Here is a 21,636-nt window from a genome sequence, read left to right on the forward strand (position 1 = left end):
TGCTGTGCGTCCTTTGTCCGCCACAGCGGCCGGCCTTGTTCGGCAGGCATAAATTTAAAAAAACATATTATAATATCAATGCATCGCTGTGATGTCAATCGTATTGCTAGAGGCACGCCCATGAATAGAGGCCTTCATCACCCCGGCGAATTCCGTGACAACTGTGGGTTCGGTCTGATTGCCCACATGGAGGGGCAGGCCAGCCACGACCTGCTGCGCACGGCCATCGAGTCGCTCACCTGCATGACCCACCGCGGGGGCATTGCCGCCGACGGCAAGACCGGAGACGGCTGCGGGCTGCTGCTCAAGCTGCCCGAGACCTTCATGCGCGAGGTGGCCGCCGAGGCCCTGGACGTGCAACTGGGCGAGCGTTTCGCGGTGGGGGCGGTCTTCCTGCCCGATGACGATGCCCGCGAGGCCCGGGCCCGCAGCGTGCTGGAGGGCGAGCTGCGCGCCTGTGGCCTGGTGATCCGCGGCTGGCGCGACGTGCCGGTGGACCCCGCCTGCTGTGGGCCCATGGCGCTGGCCTGCCTGCCGCGGATTCGCCACCTGTTCGTCGAGCCCGGCAAGGGCTGCGACCCCCAGCGCTTCGATGTCGAGCTGTTCATGGCCCGTCGTCGCGCCGAGCAGATGCTGCGCGAGGAGGAGGACTTCTACGTCTGCTCACTCTCCTCCCAGGTGATCTCCTACAAGGGGCTGGTGATGCCGGTGGACCTGCCGGCGTTTTATCAGGACCTCGGCGATGAGCGCCTGGAAACCGCCATTTGCGTCTTCCACCAGCGCTTCTCCACCAACACCGCGCCGCGCTGGCCGCTGGCTCAGCCCTTCCGGCTGCTGGCCCATAACGGCGAGATCAACACCATCGAGGCCAACCGCGGCTGGGCCAACTCGCGCAAGGCGAACTTCGTCAACGAGCGGCTGCCCGACATCGCCGAACTCGACGAGATCGTCAATACCAGCGGCTCCGACTCCTCGAGCATGGACAACATGCTCGAAGTGCTGCTGATGGGCGGCATGGAGCTTCACCGGGCGGTGCGCATGATGGTGCCGCCGGCGTGGCAGAACGTCGAGACCATGGACGGCGAACTGCGCGCCTTCTACGAGTACAACTCCATGCACATGGAGCCCTGGGATGGTCCGGCCGGGGTGGTGATGACCGACGGCCGCCAGGCGGTGTGCATGCTCGACCGTAACGGCCTGCGTCCGGCGCGCTGGGTGATCACCAAGAACGGCTATATCACCCTGGCCTCGGAGATCGGCACCTACGACTATGCCCCCGAGGACGTGGTGGCCAAGGGGCGTGTCGGCCCGGGGCAGATTCTCGCCGTGGATACCCACACCGGCGAAGTGCTGCACACCGAGGACATCGACAGCCGTCTGAAGTCCGCCTATCCCTACAAGCGCTGGCTGAAGGAGGAGGCGCACTATCTGGAGTCGGCGCTGACCGAGCTGGCCAGCTTCCAGAACATGGACGCCGATGCGGTGAAGACCTGGCAGAAGATGTTCCAGGTCAGCTTCGAGGAGCGCGACCAGGTGCTGCGTCCGCTGGCCGAGAGCGGCCAGGAGGCGGTGGGTTCCATGGGTGACGACACCCCCATGGCGGTGCTCTCCGGCAAGCAGCGCCTGCTCACCGATTACTTCCGCCAGAAGTTCGCCCAGGTCACCAACCCCGCCATCGACCCGCTGCGCGAAGCGATCGTGATGTCACTGGAGACCTGCATCGGCGCCGAGCGCAACGTCTTCAAGGCGACGCCGGAGCATGCCCACCGGATCATCCTGACCACCCCGGTGCTGTCGCCGCGCAAGTTCGCCGCGCTGCTCGACCAGGACGCCCCGGCCTTTGCCAGCCATAGCCTGAGCATGGGTTATGACCCGGAGCAGATCGGCCTCAAGGGGGCGCTGGCCGAGCTTTGCCGCCAGGCGGAAGCGGCGGTGCGCGATGGCAAGGTGATCCTGGTGCTCTCCGACGCCCATCTCGACAAGGGCCAGCTGCCCATTCACGCCGCGCTCGCCGTGGGGGCCGTGCACCACCATCTGGGCAAGCTGGCGCTGCGTCCCAACGCCAACCTGGTGGTGGAGACCGGCTATGCCCGCGATGCCCACCAGATGGCGGTGCTGTTCGGTGTCGGCGCCACCGCGGTCTTCCCGTGGCTGGCCTACCAGGTGATGGCCGACATGCATCGCACCGGCGAGCTCACCGGCAACCCGGCGGATGCCCGCGAGAACTACCGCAAGGGGCTGCAGAAGGGGCTGTTCAAGATCCTCTCCAAGATGGGCATCTCGACGCTCGCCTCCTACCGCGGTTCCCAGCTGTTCGAGGCGGTGGGGCTCAGCGACGAAGTGATGGCGCTCTGCTTTACCGGCATGGCCTCGCGCATCCAGGGCACCGGTTTTGCCGAGCTGCAGCTGCAGCAGGAGCTGCTGGCCCGCGAGGCCTGGACGCCGCGCAAGGGGATCGCCCAGGGCGGGCTGTTCAAGTACGTCCACGATCATGAGTACCACGCCTACAACCCTGACGTGATCAAGACGCTGCAGGAGGCCGTCCAGGAGGGCGACTACACCAAGTGGAAGAAGTTTGCCCAGCTGGTCAACGAAAGGCCGGTGGCCACCCTGCGCGACCTGCTGAGCCTCAAGTCTGCCGAGACGCCGCTGGCCCTGGAGGAGGTGGAGTCGGTCGAGTCGCTGATTCCGCGCTTCGACAGCGCCGGCATGTCGCTGGGCGCGCTCTCCCCCGAGGCCCACGAGGCCCTGGCCCAGGCCATGAACGAGGCCGGCGGGCGCTCGAACTCCGGCGAGGGCGGCGAGGACCCGGCCCGTTACGGCACTATTCGCAGCTCCAAGATCAAGCAGATCGCCTCGGGGCGCTTCGGCGTCACTCCGGCCTACCTGGTCAATGCCGAGGTGCTGCAGATCAAGGTGGCCCAGGGCGCCAAGCCCGGCGAGGGCGGCCAGTTGCCCGGCGGCAAGGTCAACGAACTGATCGCCCGGTTGCGCTATTCGGTGCCGGGGGTGACCCTGATCTCGCCGCCGCCGCATCACGATATCTACTCCATCGAGGACCTGGCGCAGCTGATCTTCGACCTCAAGCAGGTCAACCCGGATGCCCAGGTGTCGGTAAAGCTGGTCTCCGAGCCGGGTATCGGCACCATCGCCACCGGGGTGGCCAAGGCCTACGCCGACCTGATCACCGTCTCGGGCTATGACGGCGGCACCGCGGCAAGCCCCCTGACCTCGATCAAGCATGCCGGCAGCCCCTGGGAGCTGGGGCTGCCCGAGGTGCACCAGGCGCTGCGCATCAACGGCCTGCGCGACAAGATCCGCCTGCAGACCGACGGCGGCCTGAAGACCGGCCTCGACGTGGTCAAGGCGGCGATCCTCGGCGCCGAGAGCTTCGGCTTCGGTACGGCGCCGATGGTGGCGCTGGGCTGCAAGTACCTGCGCATCTGCCACCTCAACAACTGCGCCACCGGTGTCGCCACCCAGCACCAGTACCTGCGCGACGAGCACTTCCGCGGCACCGTCGACATGGTCAAGCACTACTTCCGCTTCATTGCAGAAGAAGTGCGCGAGCTGATGGCGATGCTCGGCGTACGCCAGCTCACCGATCTGATCGGCCGCACCGATCTGCTCGAGGTGCTGGAGGGCGAGACCGCCTCCCAGCGCAAGCTCGACCTCTCGGGTCTGCTGGGCAACGACTTCGTGCCGGCGGATGCGCCCCAGTTCTGCCGGGTGAGCCGCAACGTGCCCCACGACCCGGGCGCCAAGAACCAGGAGGTGCTCGAGGCGCTGGCCAATGCCATCGAGCAGAAGTCGGGCGGCGAGTTTGCCTTCTCGATCACCAACTGCGACCGCTCGGTGCCGGCGCTCAGCTCGGGGGCCATCGCCAAGCGCTACGGCGAGGCGGGGCTCGAAGAGGCGCCGATCAGGGTGCGCTTCGAGGGCGTGGCCGGCCAGAGCTTCGGGGTGTGGAACGCTCGCGGGCTCGACCTCTACCTGGAAGGCGATGCCAACGACTACGTGGGCAAGGGCATGAACGGCGGCAAGATCGTCATCGTGCCGCCCCGGGCGAGCCGTTTCGAGAGCCACAAGACGGCGATCATCGGCAACACCTGCCTGTATGGCGCCACCGGCGGCAAGCTGTTCGCCGCCGGCACCGCCGGGGAGCGCTTCGGGGTGCGCAACTCCGGCGCCCACGCGGTGATCGAAGGCGCCGGCGACCACTGCTGCGAGTACATGACCGGGGGCCTGGTCTGCGTGCTGGGCAGAACCGGCGTCAACTTCGGCGCCGGCATGACGGGCGGCTTCGCCTACGTGCTCGACGAGGACCGCTCCTTCGTCGACCGCTATAACCACGAGCTGGTGGAGATCCACCGGGTCAACACCGAAACCATGGAGGCCTATCGACGTCATCTGCGGGAAATCATCGAGGAGTACGTGGCCGAGACCGGCTCGCGCCGCGGGCTCGACATCCTCGACGATTTCAGTGAATTCGTTCGTCACTTCTGGCTGGTGAAGCCCAAGGCGGCAAGCCTCAACAGCCTGCTGGCCCAATCCCGGCGCCAGCCGGAATAAGTGAGGCGGCGTCAGCCGGAATAAGTGAGGCGGCGGCGGCCGGAATCAGTGCGACGGCCGCCGGAATGAATGAGGCGGCGTCCGGCAACGTGACCGGCATCGGTTGAGCGCAAGGCCGCGGCCGGTGCCGATGAGACCGCCACGCAGAGACTAGGAGCAGAGACCATGGCCAACCGTTTGAACAACGACTTCCAGTTTATCGATGTGGGTCGTCAGGACCCGCAGAAGAAGGACGCCCGCACCCGCTCGCGGGAGTTCGCCGAGATCTATGAACCCTACAAGCCTCAGGACGCGGCCAGCCAGGCCCACCGCTGCCTGCATTGCGGCAACCCCTACTGCGAGTGGAAGTGCCCGGTCCACAACTATATCCCCAACTGGCTGCAGCTGGTGGCCGAGGGCAATATCCTCGAGGCCGCCGAGCTGTCGCACCGCACCAATACGCTGCCCGAGGTATGCGGCCGGGTGTGCCCCCAGGATCGCCTCTGCGAGGGCGACTGCACCCTCAATGACGGCTTTGGGGCCGTCACCATCGGCTCGGTGGAGAAGTACATCACCGATACTGCCTTCGCCATGGGCTGGCGCCCGGACATGTCCCAGGTTACCTGGACCGACAAGAAGGTGGCGATCATCGGAGCCGGCCCGGCGGGGCTCGGCTGCGCCGATATCCTGGTGCGCAACGGCGTCAAGCCCGTGGTGTATGACAAGTACCCGGAAATCGGCGGCCTTTTGACCTTCGGCATCCCCGAATTCAAGCTCGAGAAGACGGTGATGGAGCGCCGCCGGGCGGTGTTCGAGGAGATGGGCGTGGAGTTCCGCCTCGACACCGAGGTGGGGCGCGACATCGCCTTCGACAAGCTGCTCGAACAGTACGACGCCGTCTTCCTGGGCATGGGCACCTACACCTATATGGAGGGTGGCTTCCCCGGGGAGGACCTGCCCGGGGTGCACAAGGCGCTCGACTACCTGATCGCCAACGTCAACCACTGCCTGGGCTTCGAGAAGGACCCGGCCGACTATGTCTCCCTGGAGGGGCAGCGGGTGGTGGTGCTGGGCGGCGGCGACACCGCCATGGACTGCAACCGCACCGCCATTCGCCAGGGGGCCGACAGCGTGATCTGCGCCTATCGCCGTGACGAGGAGAACATGCCCGGCTCCAAGCGCGAGGTGGCCAATGCCCGCGAGGAGGGGGTGGAGTTCCTGTTCAACCGTCAGCCGGTGGCGGTGGTCGGTGAGGGCAAGGTGGAAGGCGTCAAGGTGGTGCGCACCCGCCTGGGTGAGCCCGACGAGAACGGCCGCCAGCGCCCCGAGGTGGTGCCGGGCTCCGAGGAGATCCTGCCGGCGGATGCGGTGGTCATCGCCTTCGGCTTCAAGCCCAGCCCCTCGCCCTGGTTCGAGAGCGTGGGCATCGAGATGGACGAGCGCGGCCGCGTGCTGGCGCCGGAGAAGGGGGCCTACCCCTTCCAGACCACCCACGAGAAGATCTTCGCCGGCGGCGACATGGTGCGCGGCTCCGACCTGGTGGTCACCGCTATCTATGAGGGACGCCAGGCCGGCGAGGGCATCCTGGACTACCTGAAGGTCTGAGGCTCTGTGCATGGCGGCTCCGCCAGCGGTGAGCGGCGCCGGGGACAGGTCGAAGCGGGGGTCCGATTCCAGGGAAGGAATCGGTAGCGCCCAGGGAGGGGTTCACAGCGCCCCCGCGTAGGCCTGTCGCCGGAACAGCCGCGAACGGTTGCCGTCGGTGCCCGCCTCCTGAGCGAGAGGCGGGGCTCCCTGCGACGCCCCCTTCGCCTTGAAGCAGCCGGGCGAAATTGAGCCATTGGTCGTATTCTGCTAGTCTGTCGTCCCATCCTGGCGCGGCTTCCTGCCGGGCCTACCGATCACGTTTCGACAGGTTCTCCATGACACGATATATCTTCGTGACCGGCGGCGTTGTGTCCTCTCTCGGCAAGGGCATCGCGTCGGCTTCGCTGGCGGCGATTCTCGAGGCGCGCGGCCTCAAGGTCACCATGCTCAAGCTCGACCCGTACATCAACGTGGACCCGGGCACCATGAGTCCCTTCCAGCACGGCGAGGTATTCGTCACCGAAGATGGCGCCGAGACCGACCTCGACCTGGGCCACTACGAGCGCTTCATCCGCACCAAGATGACCCAGGGCAACAACTTCACCACCGGCCGGGTCTACGAGCACGTGCTGCGCCGCGAGCGCCGCGGCGACTACCTGGGCGGCACCGTGCAGGTGATCCCGCACATCACCGACGAGATCAAGCGCCGCGTCTACGCCGGCGGCGAGGGCTTCGACGTGGCCCTGGTGGAGATCGGCGGCACCGTGGGCGACATCGAGTCGCTGCCCTTCCTGGAGTCGATCCGCCAGATCAGAAGCGAACTCGGCGCCAACCGGGCGATCTTCATGCACCTGACGCTGGTGCCCTATATCAAGACGGCGGGGGAGACCAAGACCAAGCCGACCCAGCACAGCGTCAAGGAGCTGCGCTCCATCGGTATCCAGCCGGACATCCTGATCTGTCGCAGCGAGGTGGAGCTCGAGGAGAGCGAGCGGCGCAAGATCGCGCTGTTCACCAACGTCGAGGAGCGGGCGGTGGTGCCGCTGCAGGACGCCGACACCATCTATCGTATCCCGCTGATGCTCCACGAGCACGGCCTCGACGAGATCGTCTGCGACAAGCTGCGCCTGGAGGCCGACGAGGCCGATCTCGCCGAGTGGATCCATGTGCTCGATGCCAAGCTCAACCCGCTCAAGTCGATCAATATCGCCATGGTCGGCAAGTACATGGAGCTGCTCGACGCCTACAAGTCGCTCAACGAGGCGCTGATCCATGCCGGCATCCAGACCCGCGTCAAGGTCAACGTCGACTATATCGACTCCGAGGACATCGAACGCCACGGCACCGAGCGCCTGGCCGGCAAGGACGCCATCCTGGTGCCCGGCGGCTTCGGCGAGCGCGGCGTCGAGGGCAAGATCGAAACCGCCCGCTTCGCCCGCGAGAACGGCATCCCCTACCTGGGCATCTGCCTCGGCATGCAGGTGGCGGTGATCGAGTTCGCGCGCCACGTGGCCGGCTGGGAAGACGCCGACTCCACCGAGTTCACCCACGACACCCAGCACCCGGTGGTGGGCCTGATCACCGAGTGGCTCACCCCGGAAGGCAAGATCGAGCTGCGCGACGAGGCCTCGGATTTGGGCGGCACCATGCGCCTGGGCGGCCAGGTCTGTCAGCTCAAGGCCGGCAGCAAGGCCCGCGAGGCCTACGGCAGCGACGAGATCGTCGAGCGTCACCGTCACCGCTACGAGGTCAACAACCAGTTCGTGGAAGGGCTGGAGCAGGCCGGCCTGGTGGTCTCCGGCAAGAGCGTCGACAACTCCCTGGTGGAGATGGTCGAGCTGCCCGACCACCCCTGGTACGTGGCCTGCCAGTTTCATCCGGAGTTCACCTCCACGCCCCGCGACGGCCACCCGCTGTTCACCGGTTTCGTCAACGCGGCCCTGGACCACAAGAACGTGCGTGCCCGTCAGCAGGCGCAGGCTCAGCCCCAGGGCTGAACGGGCCCGGCTGCCCGGCTGCCCGGCCCATCATCAGCCCGGCCCTAGGCCCCAGGGCAGAGGAGCGACACATGACAGACCCCCAACGCAGCGTCCCAGAACGTCATGTACGCGTTGCCGGCCTCACCGCCGGCAATTCGCAGCCGCTGATGCTGTTCGGCGGCATGAATGTCCTGGAGTCCCGGGAGCTGGCCCTCGAGGTCGCCGAGACCTACGTGGATGTCACCTCCCGCCTCGGTATCCACTACGTCTTCAAGGCGAGCTTCGACAAGGCCAACCGCAGCTCCATCCACTCCTTCCGCGGTCCGGGCCTCGAAAAGGGGCTTGAGATCCTGGCCGAGGTGAAGGCGCGCTTCGGCGTGCCGGTGATCACCGATGTGCACGAACCCTGGCAGGCCGCGCCCGTCGCCGAGGTCGCCGACATCATTCAGCTGCCGGCCTTCCTGGCGCGCCAGACCGACCTGGTGGTGGCCATGGCCGAGACCGGGGCGGTGATCAACATCAAGAAGCCGCAGTTCCTGGCGCCTCAGGAGATGCGCCATATCATTCGCAAGTGCGAGGAGGCCGGCAACGACCGGCTGATTCTCTGCGAACGCGGCTCGAGCTTCGGCTACAACAACCTGGTGGTCGACATGCTCGGCTTCGGCGAGATGAAGCAGACCGGCCGCCCGGTGTTCTTCGATGTCACCCACGCCCTGCAGCGCCCCGGCGGGCGGGCCGACAGCGCCGATGGCCGGCGCGCCCAGGTGGCCGAGCTGGCCCGGGCCGGGGTCGCGGTAGGCCTCGCCGGGCTCTTCCTCGAGGCCCACCCCGATCCCGACAGCGCCAAGTGCGACGGCCCCTGCGCCCTGCCGCTGGACCGCCTCGAGCCCTTCCTGGCCCAGCTCAAGGCGATCGATGAGCTGGTCAAGGGCTTCCCGGCCCTGACGATCGCCTGAGCCACCGATCCCCACCGACTCACTCAACGCTGACCCATAAAAAAAGGACGACACACCATGACCAAGATTGTCGATATTCACGCCCTCGAGGTGCTCGACTCCCGCGGCAACCCCACCGTCCAGGCCGAAGTGCGCCTGGAAAGCGGCGCCGTGGGCGTGGCCTGCGCCCCCAGCGGCGCTTCCACCGGCTCCCGCGAGGCGCTGGAGCTGCGCGACGGCGACAAGGCCCGCTACCTCGGCAAGGGCGTGCTGAAGGCGGTCGAGGCCGTCAACGGGGCGATCCGTGAGCGCCTGGTGGGCATGGATGCACGGGACCAGCGCGGCCTGGATGCGGCCATGCTCGAGCTCGACGGTACCGACAACAAGGCGTCGCTCGGCGCCAACGCCATCCTCGCCGTGTCGCTGGCCGCCGCCAAGGCCGCCGCCAACGCCAAGGGCATGCCGCTCTACGCCCATATCGCCGAGCTCTACGGTCAGCCGGGCCAGTACAGCATGCCGGTGCCGATGATGAACATCCTCAACGGCGGCGAACATGCCGACAACAACGTCGACATCCAGGAGTTCATGGTGCAGCCGGTGGGGGCGCCCAACTTCCGCGAAGGTCTGCGCATGGGCGCCGAGATCTTCCATGCCCTGAAGAAGGTGCTCAGCGCCCGTGGCCTTTCCACCTCGGTGGGCGACGAGGGCGGCTTCGCGCCGAATCTGGAATCCAACGCCGAGGCGCTGGCGGTGATCAAGCAGGCGGTGGAAGACGCCGGCTACGCCCTGGGCCGCGACGTCACCCTGGCGCTGGACTGCGCCGCCTCCGAGTTCTTCAAGGATGGCCAGTACGACCTTGCTGGCGAGGGCAAGCAGTATGACGCCGCTGGTTTCGCCGACTACCTGGCCGGCCTGTGCGACGACTACCCCATCGTCTCCATCGAGGATGGCCTGGACGAGTCCGACTGGGCGGGCTGGAAGATTCTGACCGACAAGCTCGGCGACAAGGTGCAGCTGGTCGGGGACGATCTGTTCGTCACCAACACCCAGATCCTCAAGCGCGGCATCGATGAGCAGATCGGCAACTCCATCCTGATCAAGTTCAACCAGATCGGCTCGCTCTCCGAGACCCTGGACGCCATCAAGATGGCGCAGGACGCCGGCTTCACCGCGGTGATCTCGCACCGCTCCGGCGAGACCGAGGACACCACCATCGCCGATCTTGCGGTGGGCACCAGCGCCGGCCAGATCAAGACCGGCTCGCTGTGTCGCTCCGACCGCGTGGCCAAGTACAACCGCCTGCTGGTGATCGAGCAGCAGTTGGGCGAGACCGCCGCCTACCCCGGTCGTTCGGCGATCAAGGGACAGTGAGTCTGGGCGGCGATATCGCCGATCGGATTTGTAGGAAATTGCCTACAAAACGGCGCCGTTAGGCGCTTGATCCCGGGCAGGAAAGCCGGCGCCAGTGGCGTCGGCTTTTTTCTACCTGCATGTTTTGCATATATTTTTTTTGCGGGCTTCGTGCTGGCCGCCTTGCGTCGTCGGGGCCCGGGGCCGACTTGCGTTGCAGTGCAGAAATGCCACAATGAACTCGGGACAAGGGAGAGCGGCAACGCTCTCCGGCAGGATGCAAAAAAGCAACGGGATGCTTTTGAGTGGTGCGCTCGGTGTGACAGGACGTCGCCTCCGGGCAGGGATGTCACCACAGGAGTCCGGACGGAGGGAACCGTCCTTGGAATGGCTGGGAGCGGGCGACCTCAGGGTCGCCTTTTTTTTGCCGCAACGAAAGAGCGCCGACTCTCCGAAGGGGAGCCGGCGCTCTTGCGTGTCAGGGGAGGCAGCGAGTGATCAGCGCTCGAGATGCTCCAGCTTGCCCGGCTTGCCGTCCCACTCCTCGGCGTCGGGCAGCGGGTCCTTCTTCTCGGCGATATTGGGCCACACCTCGGCCAGCTCGGCATTGATGGCGATGAACTCCTCCTGACCCTCCGGTAGCTCGTCTTCCGCGAAGATCGCCTCTGCCGGGCACTCCGGTTCGCACAGCGCGCAGTCGATGCACTCGTCCGGGTGGATCACCAGGAAGTTGGGGCCTTCATAGAAGCAGTCCACCGGGCAGACCTCGACACAGTCGGTGTACTTGCACTTGATGCAGTTCTCGGTGACGACGAATGTCATGCCACTCTCCCTTCCTCTGGCCGGGGTCGTTCGGCCACTGTGGATAGTTGATAAAAAAGTTATAAGAGCCAGTGTTCTTATGCTAGGGCGGCGCGGAATCTGACCATTCTAGTCGCGGCCCCATAGCGTCGCAAGCGGTGGGCTTGCCGTTTCGACGCCAGGGGAAAGCAGATAGCGAGGGGCGCCGTGGACAGGCCGAAGAGGAGGTCCGATTCCAGGGAAGGAATCGGTAGCGCCCAGGGATGGGTTCACAGCGCCTCCTCGGAGGCCTGTCCACGGGGTAGCCCCGTGGGAAGTCGGTGGGCTTGCGGCCCTTACAGCGCCTCCCTCCAGCGATAGAGCAGCTCCAGCGCCTGGCGCGGCGTTAGCTCGTCCAGGGCGAGGCCGCTGAGCTCCTCCACCAGCGGGTGGGGGGCGCTGGCGAAGAGGTCGGTCTGCAGCGGCGCCGAGGGCGCGCTGCCGGGGTTGGCCGTCGGGCGGCTGCCCTGGTCGATCTCCTGCTGCTCGAGCTGGGTCAATTTGTCACGGGCACGGGCGATGACGCCCTGGGGCACCCCGGCCAGCTGCGCCACCTGAAGCCCGTAGCTCTGGCTCGCCGGGCCATCCTCTACCCGGTGCATAAAGACGATACCGTCCCTGTGCTCGGCTGCGGTGAGATGCACGTTGGCCACGGCCTCGGCCTGCTCGGCCAGCGCCGTCATCTCGAAGTAGTGGGTGGCGAACAGGGTGAAGGCGCGGGTGCGGGTCAGGTGCTCGGCGCTGGCCCAGGCCAGCGACAGGCCGTCGAAGGTGCTGGTGCCGCGGCCGATCTCATCCATCAGCACCAGGCTCTGGTCGCTGGCGTTGTGCAGGATGCTGGCGGTCTCGGTCATCTCCACCATGAAGGTGGAGCGCCCGCCGGCCAGGTCGTCCGAGGAGCCGATGCGGGTGAAGATGCGGTCCACCGGGCCGATCTCGGCGCTGTCGGCGGGCACGAAGCTGCCGGTGTGGGCGAGCAGCACGATCAGCGCCGCCTGGCGCATGTAGGTGGACTTGCCGCCCATGTTGGGGCCCGTGATGACGAGCATGCGTCGGGTGTCATCCAGCACCAGGTCGTTGGGCACGAAAGGGGTGTCGCTGACCTGCTCGACCACCGGGTGGCGCCCGCCGCGGATCTCGATCCCGGGCGCTTCCAGAAGCCTCGGCCGGGTGAGCTGCAGGGCCTGGGCGCGCTCGGCGAAGGCGGCCAGCACGTCGAGGGTGGCCAGCGCCCGGCCGCTGGCCTGCAGCTCGGCGAGCTCGGCGTTGAGGGTGTCGAGCAGGCCGTCGTAGAGCAGCTTCTCCCGGGCCAGGGCGCGGGACTTGGCGGAGAGCGCCTTGTCCTCGAACTCCTTGAGCTCGGGGATGATGAAGCGCTCGGCGTTTTTCAGCGTCTGGCGGCGCACGTAGTCCGCCGGGGCGTCGCGGGCCTGGGCCCGGGGAATCTCGATGTAGTAGCCGTGGACCCGGTTGAAGCCCACCTTGAGACCGGGCAGGCCGGTGCGTTCGCGCTCCCGGGTCTCCAACTGCACCAGGTAGTCGCCGGCGTGCTCGGCCAGGCCGCGGTGCTCGTCCAGCTCGGCGTCGAAGCCCGTGGCGATCACCCCGCCGTCGCGGATCACCACCGGCGGGTTGTCCACCAGCGCGCGGGTGAGGGTGTCGGCCAGCTCGGGATAGGGGCGAATCTGGCGCTTCAGCTCGTCCAGCGTGGAGCCCTCCGGGTAGCCGGCCAGGGCCTCGGCCAGTTCCGGCAGGGCGACCAGCGCATCACGCAGCCGGGCGAGGTCCCGGGGGCGGGCGCTGTAGAGCGCGACCCGGGCCAGGATGCGCTCCACGTCGCCGATCGCCTTGAGCGACGCGCGCAGCGGCACGAAGCCCTCCTGGTCGAGTAGCAGCGCCACCGCGGCCTGGCGGCGCGCCACCTGTTCCCGGTCGCGCAGCGGACGATTGAGCCAGCGCTTGAGTAGCCGGGAGCCCATGGCCGTGGCGGTGGTGTCGAGCACGCTGGCCAGGGTGTTGTCCGGCGTGCCGCCGAGGTTGACGTCGATCTCCAGGTTGCGGCGGCTGGCGGCGTCGATCACCACGGCGTCATCGCGGCTCTCCACGCCGATGGCGGTGACGTGAGGCAGGCGCGAGCGCTGGGTGTCCCGAGCGTAGTCGATCAGCACCCCGGCGGCGGTGATCGCCGTCTCCAAGTGGGCGCAGCCGAAGCCGCGCAGGTCGGCGACGCCGAACTGGTCGCAGAGGATGCGCTGGGCGCTCTCGGCATCGAACAGCCAGTCGCTCTGGCGGCGCAGGCCGCGCCTGCCCTCGAGTGCCGGCGGCAGGGAGAGGCCGTCCGCGACCAGCAGCTCGGCGGGGTCGAGCCGGGTCAGTTCGGCCAGCATCTCGCTCTCGCCTTCCACCTCCAGCACGCTGAAACGCCCGCTGGAGAGCTCCAGCCAGGCCAGCCCCCAGCGCTCGCCGACGGCGTGGATGGCCACCAGCAGGTTGTCGCGGCGGGCGTCGAGCAGGGCCTCGTCGTAGAGGGTGCCGGGGGTGACGATGCGCACCACGCGGCGCTCCACCGGCCCCTTGCTGGCGGCGGGGTCGCCGATCTGCTCGCAGATCGCCACCGATTCCCCGGCGGCCACCAGGCGCGCCAGATAGCCCTCGGCGCTGTGGTAGGGGACGCCGGCCATGGGAATCGGCTTGCCCGCCGACTGGCCCCGCTGGGTCAGGGTGATATCGAGCAGCGCCGCGGCGCGCTTGGCGTCATCGAAGAACAGCTCATAGAAGTCACCCATGCGGTAGAAGAGCAGCACGTCGGGGTGTTCGCGCTTGATCGTCAGGAACTGGGCCATCATCGGAGTGTGCGGGGTGCTGGCCTGGGACATGGGGTACCTGTCTCACTGGTGTCGAATCGGGCTGGCGTCGCGCCATGCATGTCGCTGGCAAAGGCGGTATTGTACGGAAAAGTCACCGCCTATGCGTGGTCGTCGTCGAAGGGCGGCGGCCTGAAAGCCCCGAGGGAGTGAAACCATGCCGCCCAGCGCCGCCAGCCTGGCCAATCTCGATCTGACCACCCTCGCCGAGCGCCTGGGGCGGGCCTGTCGCACGCACGGCGTAGGCGTGACCGCCGCCGAATCCTGCACCGGCGGCGGGGTGGCCAGCGCCATCACCGCGGTGGCCGGCAGCTCCGACTACTTCGAGGTCGGCTACGTGACCTATTCCAATGCCGCCAAGACTCGCCTGCTCGGCGTGCCGGAGGCGGTGCTGGCCGAGCACGGCGCGGTCAGCCGGGAGGTGGTGGAAGCCATGGTCGCCGGCGCCTGCCGCGACAGCGGCGCCGGCCTCGGCGTGGCCATTAGCGGCGTGGCCGGCCCCGGCGGCGGGTCGCCGGACAAGCCCGTGGGCACCGTGTGGTTCGCCTGGGGCGACGCCGGGCACCAGCAGGCCGAATGCCGCCACTTTCCCGGCGACCGCCGCGCGGTGCGCGAGCGTGCGGTCCGCGAGGCCCTGATCGGCCTGCTGAGGCTGCTGGAGTCACGGGAGTAGGCGAGCCGCCTTTTTTGCGCCATAATACTGGCCAACCATACAGTATCAAGACCCTTCTGCGAGGAGAGCCCTCATGGCACAGGACGACAACCGTTCCAAGGCGCTGAATGCCGCACTCAGCCAGATCGAGCGCCAGTTCGGCAAGGGCACCGTGATGCGCCTGGGCGATGCCCCGCGGGTGGTGATGCCGTCGGTCTCCACCGGCTCGCTGGGCCTGGACATCGCGCTGGGCATCGGTGGCCTGCCGCTGGGCCGGGTCGTGGAGATCTTCGGCCCGGAATCCTCGGGCAAGACCACCCTTACCCTGTCGGTGATCGCCCAGGCTCAGAAGCAGGGCAAGACCTGCGCCTTCATCGATGCCGAGCACGCCCTGGACCCGAGCTATGCCGAGAAGCTCGGCGTCAATCTCGACGACCTGCTGGTCTCCCAGCCGGACACCGGCGAGCAGGCGCTGGAGATCTGCGACATGCTGGTGCGCTCCGGCGGGGTCGACGTGATCATCATCGACTCGGTGGCCGCGCTGACGCCGCGCGCCGAAATCGAAGGCGAGATGGGCGATTCCCACGTCGGCCTGCAGGCGCGACTGATGTCCCAGGCGCTGCGCAAGATCACCGGCAACATCAAGAACGCCAACTGCATGGTGGTGTTCATCAACCAGATCCGCATGAAGATCGGCGTGATGTTCGGCAGCCCCGAGACCACCACCGGCGGCAACGCGCTGAAGTTCTACTCCAGCGTGCGCCTGGACATTCGCCGTACCGGCTCGGTCAAGCAGGGCGACGAAGTGACCGGCAACGAGACCCGCGTCAAGGTGGTCAAGAACAAGGTCGCGCCGCCGTTTCGCCAGGCCGAGTTCCAGATCCTCTACGGCAAGGGTATCTACCACGCCGGCGAGGTGGTCGACCTGGGCGTGCAGTGCAAGCTGGTCGACAAGGCGGGGGCCTGGTACAGCTATCAGGGCAACAAGATCGGTCAGGGCAAGGCCAATGCCGCCCAGTTCCTCGAGGACAATCCGGCGGTGATGGAGGAGATCGAGAGCCAGATTCGCGCCCAGCTGCTGGCTTCCGTTGAGCCGAAGGAGCAGAAGAGCGCCGAGCCCGTGGCCAGCGAGGAGGGCGGCGAGGAGGACCTGCTCTAAGTTATGTCGAATGGCACTGCCGGTAACCCTGAGCCGACGCCCCGCAACGATGCCGTGCGCCTGCTGGCCCGGCGCGAGTATTCGCGCGCCGAGCTCAAGGAGCGGCTGGCCGCCCGGGGGCATGAGCCGGCCGCGATCGCGGCCTGTCTCGACGCCCTGGCCGAGCAGGGCCTGCAGTCGGATGCCCGTTTCGCCGAGAGCTTCCTGCGCTCGCGGGTGGCGCGTGGCCAGGGGCCGCTGAAGATTCGCGGCGAGCTGGCCAGGCGCGGGGTCGACCGCGACACGGCCCGGGCCGCCTTCGCCGAGCTGGAGCAGGGCGGCGAGCTCGACTGGTTCGCGCTGGCCGCCGACGCCCTGGCGCGGCGCTTCTCCACGCCCGGCGATACCCCCCGCGAGCGCGCGCGGCGCGAACGCTTCCTGGCCGGCCGCGGCTTCGATTCGGAGCAGCTGCGACATGCCCTCGACCACGCTTGGGACGACGCCTGACATACCTGTTGGGGCGGCCATCGCACGCCAAGAATGACTCTCGGCAAGGGGGCTGCTTTGGGAGCGCGCTTCACGCGCAGCGCTGCCAAACCGGGGCGCCTGCGGCGCCTTCGCCCGGCAGAGCCGGCCCCCACATGACGCTCCTTGCCACTCAGAAGCCGCTCGATGAACAGACGTCAGGTCATGCGATTGCTCTAGCCTATTGGGCGTGGCCCTTCAGTCCCTTGACAACTGCGCTATAATGCCCCCCTTTGCCAACGCCCCGGGTCGCGCCCCTGATGCGCACCGGCGTGCCGTTTCCGGCCCGCTTTGCCGGGTCCACGGAGCCTCGCCCGTCCGCCGGGACACCACGCTCATCGTCACGGATATCCCATGAAAAGCGCAGACATCAGACAGGCCTTTCTGAGTTTCTTCGAAGCGCACGGCCACACCGCCGTGCCCTCCAGCTCCCTGGTGCCGGACAACGACCCCACCCTGCTGTTCACCAATGCTGGCATGGTGCCCTTCAAGGACGTTTTTCTGGGCCGCGAGGCACGCCCCTACGTTCGCGCGGTCTCCTCCCAGCGCTGCGTGCGCGCCGGCGGCAAGCACAACGACCTGGACAACGTCGGCTATACCGCCCGCCACCACACCTTCTTCGAGATGCTGGGCAACTTCAGCTTCGGCGACTACTTCAAGCGTGACGCCATCCGCTTCGCCTGGACCTTCCTCACCGAGACCCTGGGGCTGCCCAAGGAGAAGCTCTGGGTCACGGTTCACGTCAGCGACGACGAGGCCGAGGCGATCTGGAAGGAAGAAATCGGCATCGACCCGGCGCGTTTCTCCAGGCTCGACGAGGACAATTTCTGGCAGATGGGCGATACCGGCCCCTGCGGCCCGAGCTCGGAGATCTTCTTCGATCATGGCCCCGAGGTGTGGGGTGGCCCTCCCGGCAGCCCCGAGGAGGACGGCGACCGCTACATCGAGATCTGGAACCTGGTGTTCATGCAGTTCGACCGCGACGCCGAAGGTACCCTGCATCCGCTGCCCAAGCCCTCCATCGACACTGGCATGGGGCTGGAGCGGGTGGCCGCAGTGATGCAGGGCGTGCACTCCAACTACGAGATCGACCTCTTCCAGAGCCTGCTCGCGGCGGCGGCGCAGCGCACCGGTCACGCCGACACCCGCAACCCTTCGCTGCGGGTGATCGCCGACCATATCCGCTCCTGCGCCTTCCTGATCGCCGACGGCGTGCTGCCCTCCAATGAAGGGCGCGGCTATGTGCTGCGCCGGATCATTCGCCGCGCCATCCGCCATGGCCACAAGCTGGGCGCCAAGGACAACTTCTTCCACAGGCTGGTGGGGGCGCTGGACGCCGAGATGGGCGATGCCTATCCGGAGCTGCGCGGCGCCCGTCAGCAGATCGAGCGGGTGCTGCTCAAGGAGGAGGAGCAGTTCGCCCGCACCCTGGAGCACGGCATGGGCCTGCTCGAGGAGGCCCTGGCGGGGCTCGACGGCGAGGTCCTGCCCGGCGAGACGGTGTTCAAGCTCTACGACACCTACGGCTTCCCCTATGACCTGACCGCCGACGTCTGCCGCGAGCGGGGCGTGACCCTCGACGAAATCGGCTTCGAGCGCGCGCTGGAGGCCCAGCGCGAGCGGGCCCGGGCGGCCAGTCAGTTCGGCGCCGACTATGGCACCGCGCTAGAGCTCGAGGGCGAGACCGAGTTCACCGGCTACGACCGGCTCGAGGATCGCGCCACCGTGACCGCCATCGTCGACAGTGCCGGCAACGAGCTGGCCGCACTGCGCCCCGAGCAGCGCGGCCTGGTGGTGCTTGACCGCACCCCCTTCTACGCCGAGTCCGGCGGCCAGGTGGGCGATACCGGCTATCTGCATCTGGAGGACGGCAGCCGCTTTCTGGTCACCGATACCCAGAAGCAGGGCGGCCACCACCTGCATCACGGCGTACTGCTGGAGGGTGAGCTGGCCGTGGGGGCCGCCGTGCGCCCCGAGGTCAATGCGAAGCTGCGCGCCGCCACCGTGCGCAATCACTCCGCCACCCACCTGATGCACCAGGCGCTGCGCCTGGTGCTGGGCGAGCACGTGGCCCAGAAGGGCTCGCTGGTGACGCCCGAGCGCCTGCGCTTCGACTTCAGCCACTTCGAGCCGATGACCCCCGAGCAGCTGGCCGAGGTGGAGCGCCTGGTCAACGAGCAGATTATGGCCAACGCGCCCACGCACATCGAGAACATGACCCTCGACCAGGCCAAGGCCAAAGGCGCGGCGGCACTGTTCGAGGCCAAGTACGCCGACAGCGTGCGGGTGCTGACCATCGGCGCCGACGACTTCTCCATCGAACTGTGCGGCGGCACCCATGTGGCGCGCAGCGGCGATATCGGCTGCTTCCATATCGTCAGCGAGCAGGGGATCGCCTCGGGGGTGCGTCGCATCGAAGCGATCACCGGGGAGGGCGCGCTGGCCTGGTTCCGCGAGCAGGAGGCGCGGCTCACCCGCATCGGTGAGCGTCTCAAGGCCAAGCCGGAGCAGGTCGAGGAGCGCGTCGAGGCGCTGGCCGAGCGCAACCGCAGCCTGGAGAAGGAGCTCGAGCGTCTCAAGGCCAAGCTGGCCAGCGCCGCCGGCAGCGACATGCTGAGCCAGGCCCGCGAGATCGCCGGGGTCAAGGTGCTGGCCACCCGCCTGGAGGGGGTCTCCGGCAAGGAGCTGCGCGGCGTGCTCGACCAGCTCAAGAACAAGCTTGGCTCCGGTATCGTGGTGCTCGGTGTGGCCGACCAGGCGGCCGGCAAGGTCAGCCTGATCGCCGGCGTCACCGATGATCTCACCGGCCGGGTCAAGGCCGGGGAGCTGGTCAATCACGTGGCCTCCCAGGTGGGCGGCAAAGGCGGCGGCCGTGCGGACATGGCCCAGGCCGGCGGCAGCGACGTCGCCGCCCTGCCGGGGGCGCTGGAGAGCGTCCCGGCCTGGGTCGAGGCGCGCCTCCAGTAACGATCGGCAGGGCCGGTGACCGCAAGGTCCCGGCCCTGTCTATAAGAATTCACCTTTCACTCATCCGAGCGCCTCTGGCTCTCGACACACGAGGGAAAAACGGCATATGGCACTATACGTACAGAAGTTCGGCGGCACCTCGGTGGGCTCCGTGGAGCGCATCAAGGCCGTGGCCGAGAAGGTCAAGGGCTTCCGCGACAACGGCCATCAGGTCGTCGTCGTGGTCTCCGCCATGAGCGGCGAAACCAATCGCCTGATCGGCATGGCCAACGAGATCAACGACGAGCCGACCCCGCGCGAACTGGACATGCTGGTTTCCACCGGCGAGCAGGTGACCATCTCGCTGCTGGCCATGGCGCTGCACAAGCTGGGCGTGGCCGCCACTTCCTATACCGGCTCTCAGGTGGGTATCCAGACCGACAGCGCCCACACCAAGGCGCGCATCCAGCGCATCGAGACCGATGACCTGCGGGCGGACCTGGACGACGGCCAGGTGGTCGTGGTGGCCGGCTTCCAGGGCGTGGATGAGGAGGGCAACATCACCACCCTGGGTCGCGGCGGTTCCGACACCACCGGGGTGGCCCTGGCGGCGGCGCTGAAGGCCGACGAGTGCCAGATCTATACCGACGTCGACGGCGTCTACACCACCGATCCCCGCGTCTGCTCCAAGGCTCAGCGGCTGGACAGCATCACCGTCGAGGAGATGCTCGAGCTGGCGAGCCTGGGCTCCAAGGTCCTGCAGATCCGTGCCGTCGAGTTCGCCGGCAAATACAATGTTCCGCTGCGCGTGCTGTCCAGTTTCCAGGACGGCCCCGGCACCCTTATCGTTGCAGACTCCGACAAAGACGAGGACTCCATGGAAGAACCGCTGATCTCCGGTATCGCCTTCACCGCCAACGAGGCCAAGCTGACCCTGCTCAACACCCCGGACGTGCCGGGCGTGGCCTGGCGCATCCTCGGGCCGATCGCCGATGCCAACATCGAAGTCGACATGATCGTGCAGAACGTGGCGCCGGCCGGCGACTACACCGACTTCACCTTTACCGTGGCCAAGGGCGACTACAAGAAGACCCTCAAGATCCTTCAGGAGCAGGTGCTGCCTGACCTGGGCGAGGGCGAAGTGAAGGGCGACGACAACATCGCCAAGGTCTCGCTGGTGGGCGTGGGCATGCGCTCCCACGCCGGCGTGGCCTCCAAGATGTTCCGCGTGCTGGCCGAGGAGAACGTCAATATTCGCATGGTCTCCACCTCGGAGATCAAGATCTCGGTGGTGGTCGACGAGAAGCATATGGAACTCGCCGTCCGCGCCCTGCACAAGGCCTTCGGTCTGGACAAGAGCGACGTCGAGAGCGAATAAGGGCAACGTACGGGCCTGTAGCTTCTACGCTTGTGGGAAGAGCCCCCGAAGGCCGTGGTGCCAAGGGGCCTTCCCTTCAACGCCGCCATGGGGTGTCATGGCGGCGCCGTTGGTGCACAGTGGTGTCGTGACACATAATAAGCAGAGCGTCGTCGAGCTCGGCGCCATCCCGTTGCCAGTCGTCTGAGAAGGAGATCAGTCATGCTCATCCTGACCCGCCGTGTCGGAGAAACCCTGATGATCGGTGATGACATCACCGTTACCGTCCTTGGCGTCAAGGGCAATCAGGTCCGCATCGGCGTCAATGCGCCCAAGGATGTCGCCGTACATCGCGAGGAAATCTATCAGCGCATTCAGCGCGAGAAGTCCGACGAGGAGGGTGGTGGTTCCTCCACGCCCTGAACGCCGGGGTTGGCTTCGTGGCGAACGTGAAGGAAACAAATTCCTGAATACGCTGGACAAAAGGTCGCGCAGACGATAGGATATGCGCCGTGTCGATGAGGGAGAGGTGGCCGAGTGGCTGAAGGCGCTCCCCTGCTAAGGGAGTATGGGGTTTATAGCCCCATCGAGGGTTCGAATCCCTCCCTCTCCGCCATGTCGACATCGATGAAGCGGGTCGTGGCGTGGTAGTTGTCGAGCCATATTCACGACGCGATGTGCGAGCGCCCGTAGCTCAGCTGGATAGAGTACCTGACTACGAATCAGGTGGTCGGAGGTTCGAATCCTCCCGGGCGCGCCATCTTCGGCGGGTAAGCATTTCCCGGCGCTAGCTTCATGCAACACGCTGTTAACGGCTTTGCCGTCAGCGCCCGTAGCTCAGCTGGATAGAGTACCTGACTACGAATCAGGTGGTCGGAGGTTCGAATCCTCCCGGGCGCGCCAGATTACGAC

13 protein-coding genes and 3 tRNA genes are annotated in these 21,636 nt (G+C 67.0%); 14 read left to right on the plus strand and 2 right to left on the minus strand.

From position 1 onward, the window contains the following. Window positions 1-120: 120 nt before the first annotated feature. The 5 genes from gltB to eno all read left to right on the plus strand — a co-directional run bounded on the left by gltB (window position 121) and on the right by eno (window position 10,423). Window positions 121-4,572 (plus strand): glutamate synthase large subunit, encoded by a 4,452-nt coding sequence (gene gltB / locus HOP52_RS11510; RefSeq protein ID WP_238977529.1) that lies wholly within the window; start codon window positions 121-123, stop codon window positions 4,570-4,572. 165 nt (window positions 4,573-4,737) lie between these two features. Then, the gene (locus HOP52_RS11515) at window positions 4,738-6,156 is read left to right on the plus strand and encodes an FAD-dependent oxidoreductase (protein ID WP_238977530.1); all 1,419 of its coding nucleotides are present in this window, start codon (window positions 4,738-4,740) and stop codon (window positions 6,154-6,156) included. Between the two features lie 317 nt (window positions 6,157-6,473). After that, complete coding sequence (locus HOP52_RS11520; RefSeq protein WP_238977531.1) at window positions 6,474-8,135, plus strand: CTP synthase; 1,662 nt, start codon at window positions 6,474-6,476, stop codon at window positions 8,133-8,135. Window positions 8,136-8,206: 71 nt separating this feature from the next. Further along, window positions 8,207-9,073: a 3-deoxy-8-phosphooctulonate synthase gene (kdsA, locus tag HOP52_RS11525; protein ID WP_238977532.1), complete on the plus strand. Its 867-nt coding sequence runs from the start codon at window positions 8,207-8,209 to the stop codon at window positions 9,071-9,073. 57 nt (window positions 9,074-9,130) lie between these two features. Then, window positions 9,131-10,423, plus strand: coding sequence for a phosphopyruvate hydratase (gene eno, locus HOP52_RS11530; protein ID WP_238977533.1), 1,293 nt, complete (start codon window positions 9,131-9,133; stop codon window positions 10,421-10,423). A 477-nt stretch (window positions 10,424-10,900) separates the two neighbouring features. On the opposite strand, the gene fdxA is transcribed toward eno, so the two are convergent. After that, the gene (gene fdxA / locus HOP52_RS11535; RefSeq protein ID WP_238977534.1) at window positions 10,901-11,224 is read right to left on the minus strand and encodes a ferredoxin FdxA; all 324 of its coding nucleotides are present in this window, start codon (window positions 11,222-11,224) and stop codon (window positions 10,901-10,903) included. Window positions 11,225-11,538: 314 nt separating this feature from the next. Next, entirely contained in the window at window positions 11,539-14,118 is a 2,580-nt protein-coding gene (gene mutS / locus HOP52_RS11540) for a DNA mismatch repair protein MutS (protein ID WP_238977535.1), read from the minus strand. A 145-nt stretch (window positions 14,119-14,263) separates the two neighbouring features. Between mutS and HOP52_RS11545 the strand changes: the two genes are divergently transcribed. From HOP52_RS11545 to HOP52_RS11585, 9 genes are all read left to right on the plus strand, one after another. After that, a complete protein-coding gene (locus tag HOP52_RS11545; RefSeq protein ID WP_238977536.1) occupies window positions 14,264-14,779 on the plus strand; it encodes a CinA family protein in 516 nt (171 codons plus the stop codon). A gap of 73 nt (window positions 14,780-14,852) precedes the next feature. After that, entirely contained in the window at window positions 14,853-15,917 is a 1,065-nt protein-coding gene (gene recA / locus HOP52_RS11550) for a recombinase RecA (protein WP_238977537.1), read from the plus strand. 3 nt (window positions 15,918-15,920) lie between these two features. Next, on the plus strand, window positions 15,921-16,403 hold the full coding sequence (locus HOP52_RS11555; protein WP_238977538.1) for a regulatory protein RecX: 483 nt from the start codon (window positions 15,921-15,923) through the stop codon (window positions 16,401-16,403). A gap of 372 nt (window positions 16,404-16,775) precedes the next feature. Next, window positions 16,776-19,388, plus strand: coding sequence for an alanine--tRNA ligase (gene alaS / locus HOP52_RS11560; protein WP_238977539.1), 2,613 nt, complete (start codon window positions 16,776-16,778; stop codon window positions 19,386-19,388). Between the two features lie 106 nt (window positions 19,389-19,494). Beyond that, a complete protein-coding gene (locus HOP52_RS11565; RefSeq protein ID WP_238977540.1) occupies window positions 19,495-20,745 on the plus strand; it encodes an aspartate kinase in 1,251 nt (416 codons plus the stop codon). Window positions 20,746-20,946: 201 nt separating this feature from the next. After that, complete coding sequence (gene csrA / locus HOP52_RS11570; RefSeq protein WP_238977541.1) at window positions 20,947-21,147, plus strand: carbon storage regulator CsrA; 201 nt, start codon at window positions 20,947-20,949, stop codon at window positions 21,145-21,147. A gap of 100 nt (window positions 21,148-21,247) precedes the next feature. Next, window positions 21,248-21,340 (plus strand) — tRNA-Ser (locus HOP52_RS11575). 67 nt (window positions 21,341-21,407) lie between these two features. Further along, window positions 21,408-21,484: transfer RNA gene (locus HOP52_RS11580), tRNA-Arg, on the plus strand. A gap of 66 nt (window positions 21,485-21,550) precedes the next feature. Beyond that, window positions 21,551-21,627: transfer RNA gene (locus HOP52_RS11585), tRNA-Arg, on the plus strand. The last annotated feature ends 9 nt before the right edge of the window (window positions 21,628-21,636 follow it).

Source organism: Billgrantia campisalis, assembly GCF_022341425.1.
Taxonomy (GTDB): domain Bacteria; phylum Pseudomonadota; class Gammaproteobacteria; order Pseudomonadales; family Halomonadaceae; genus Halomonas; species Halomonas campisalis.

What these genes read in the sequence shown, in the direction of transcription:
- mutS (WP_238977535.1), bottom strand. Translation starts at nt 14,118, where the DNA reads ATGTCCCAGGCCAGCACCCCGCACACTCCGATGATGGCCCAGTTCCTG.
- kdsA (WP_238977532.1), top strand. Translation starts at nt 8,207, where the DNA reads ATGACAGACCCCCAACGCAGCGTCCCAGAACGTCATGTACGCGTTGCC.
- eno (WP_238977533.1), top strand. Translation starts at nt 9,131, where the DNA reads ATGACCAAGATTGTCGATATTCACGCCCTCGAGGTGCTCGACTCCCGC.
- HOP52_RS11520 (WP_238977531.1), top strand. Translation starts at nt 6,474, where the DNA reads ATGACACGATATATCTTCGTGACCGGCGGCGTTGTGTCCTCTCTCGGC.
- gltB (WP_238977529.1), top strand. Translation starts at nt 121, where the DNA reads ATGAATAGAGGCCTTCATCACCCCGGCGAATTCCGTGACAACTGTGGG.
- recA (WP_238977537.1), top strand. Translation starts at nt 14,853, where the DNA reads ATGGCACAGGACGACAACCGTTCCAAGGCGCTGAATGCCGCACTCAGC.
- alaS (WP_238977539.1), top strand. Translation starts at nt 16,776, where the DNA reads ATGAAAAGCGCAGACATCAGACAGGCCTTTCTGAGTTTCTTCGAAGCG.
- HOP52_RS11515 (WP_238977530.1), top strand. Translation starts at nt 4,738, where the DNA reads ATGGCCAACCGTTTGAACAACGACTTCCAGTTTATCGATGTGGGTCGT.
- csrA (WP_238977541.1), top strand. Translation starts at nt 20,947, where the DNA reads ATGCTCATCCTGACCCGCCGTGTCGGAGAAACCCTGATGATCGGTGAT.
- HOP52_RS11565 (WP_238977540.1), top strand. Translation starts at nt 19,495, where the DNA reads ATGGCACTATACGTACAGAAGTTCGGCGGCACCTCGGTGGGCTCCGTG.
- fdxA (WP_238977534.1), bottom strand. Translation starts at nt 11,224, where the DNA reads ATGACATTCGTCGTCACCGAGAACTGCATCAAGTGCAAGTACACCGAC.
- HOP52_RS11555 (WP_238977538.1), top strand. Translation starts at nt 15,921, where the DNA reads ATGTCGAATGGCACTGCCGGTAACCCTGAGCCGACGCCCCGCAACGAT.
- HOP52_RS11545 (WP_238977536.1), top strand. Translation starts at nt 14,264, where the DNA reads ATGCCGCCCAGCGCCGCCAGCCTGGCCAATCTCGATCTGACCACCCTC.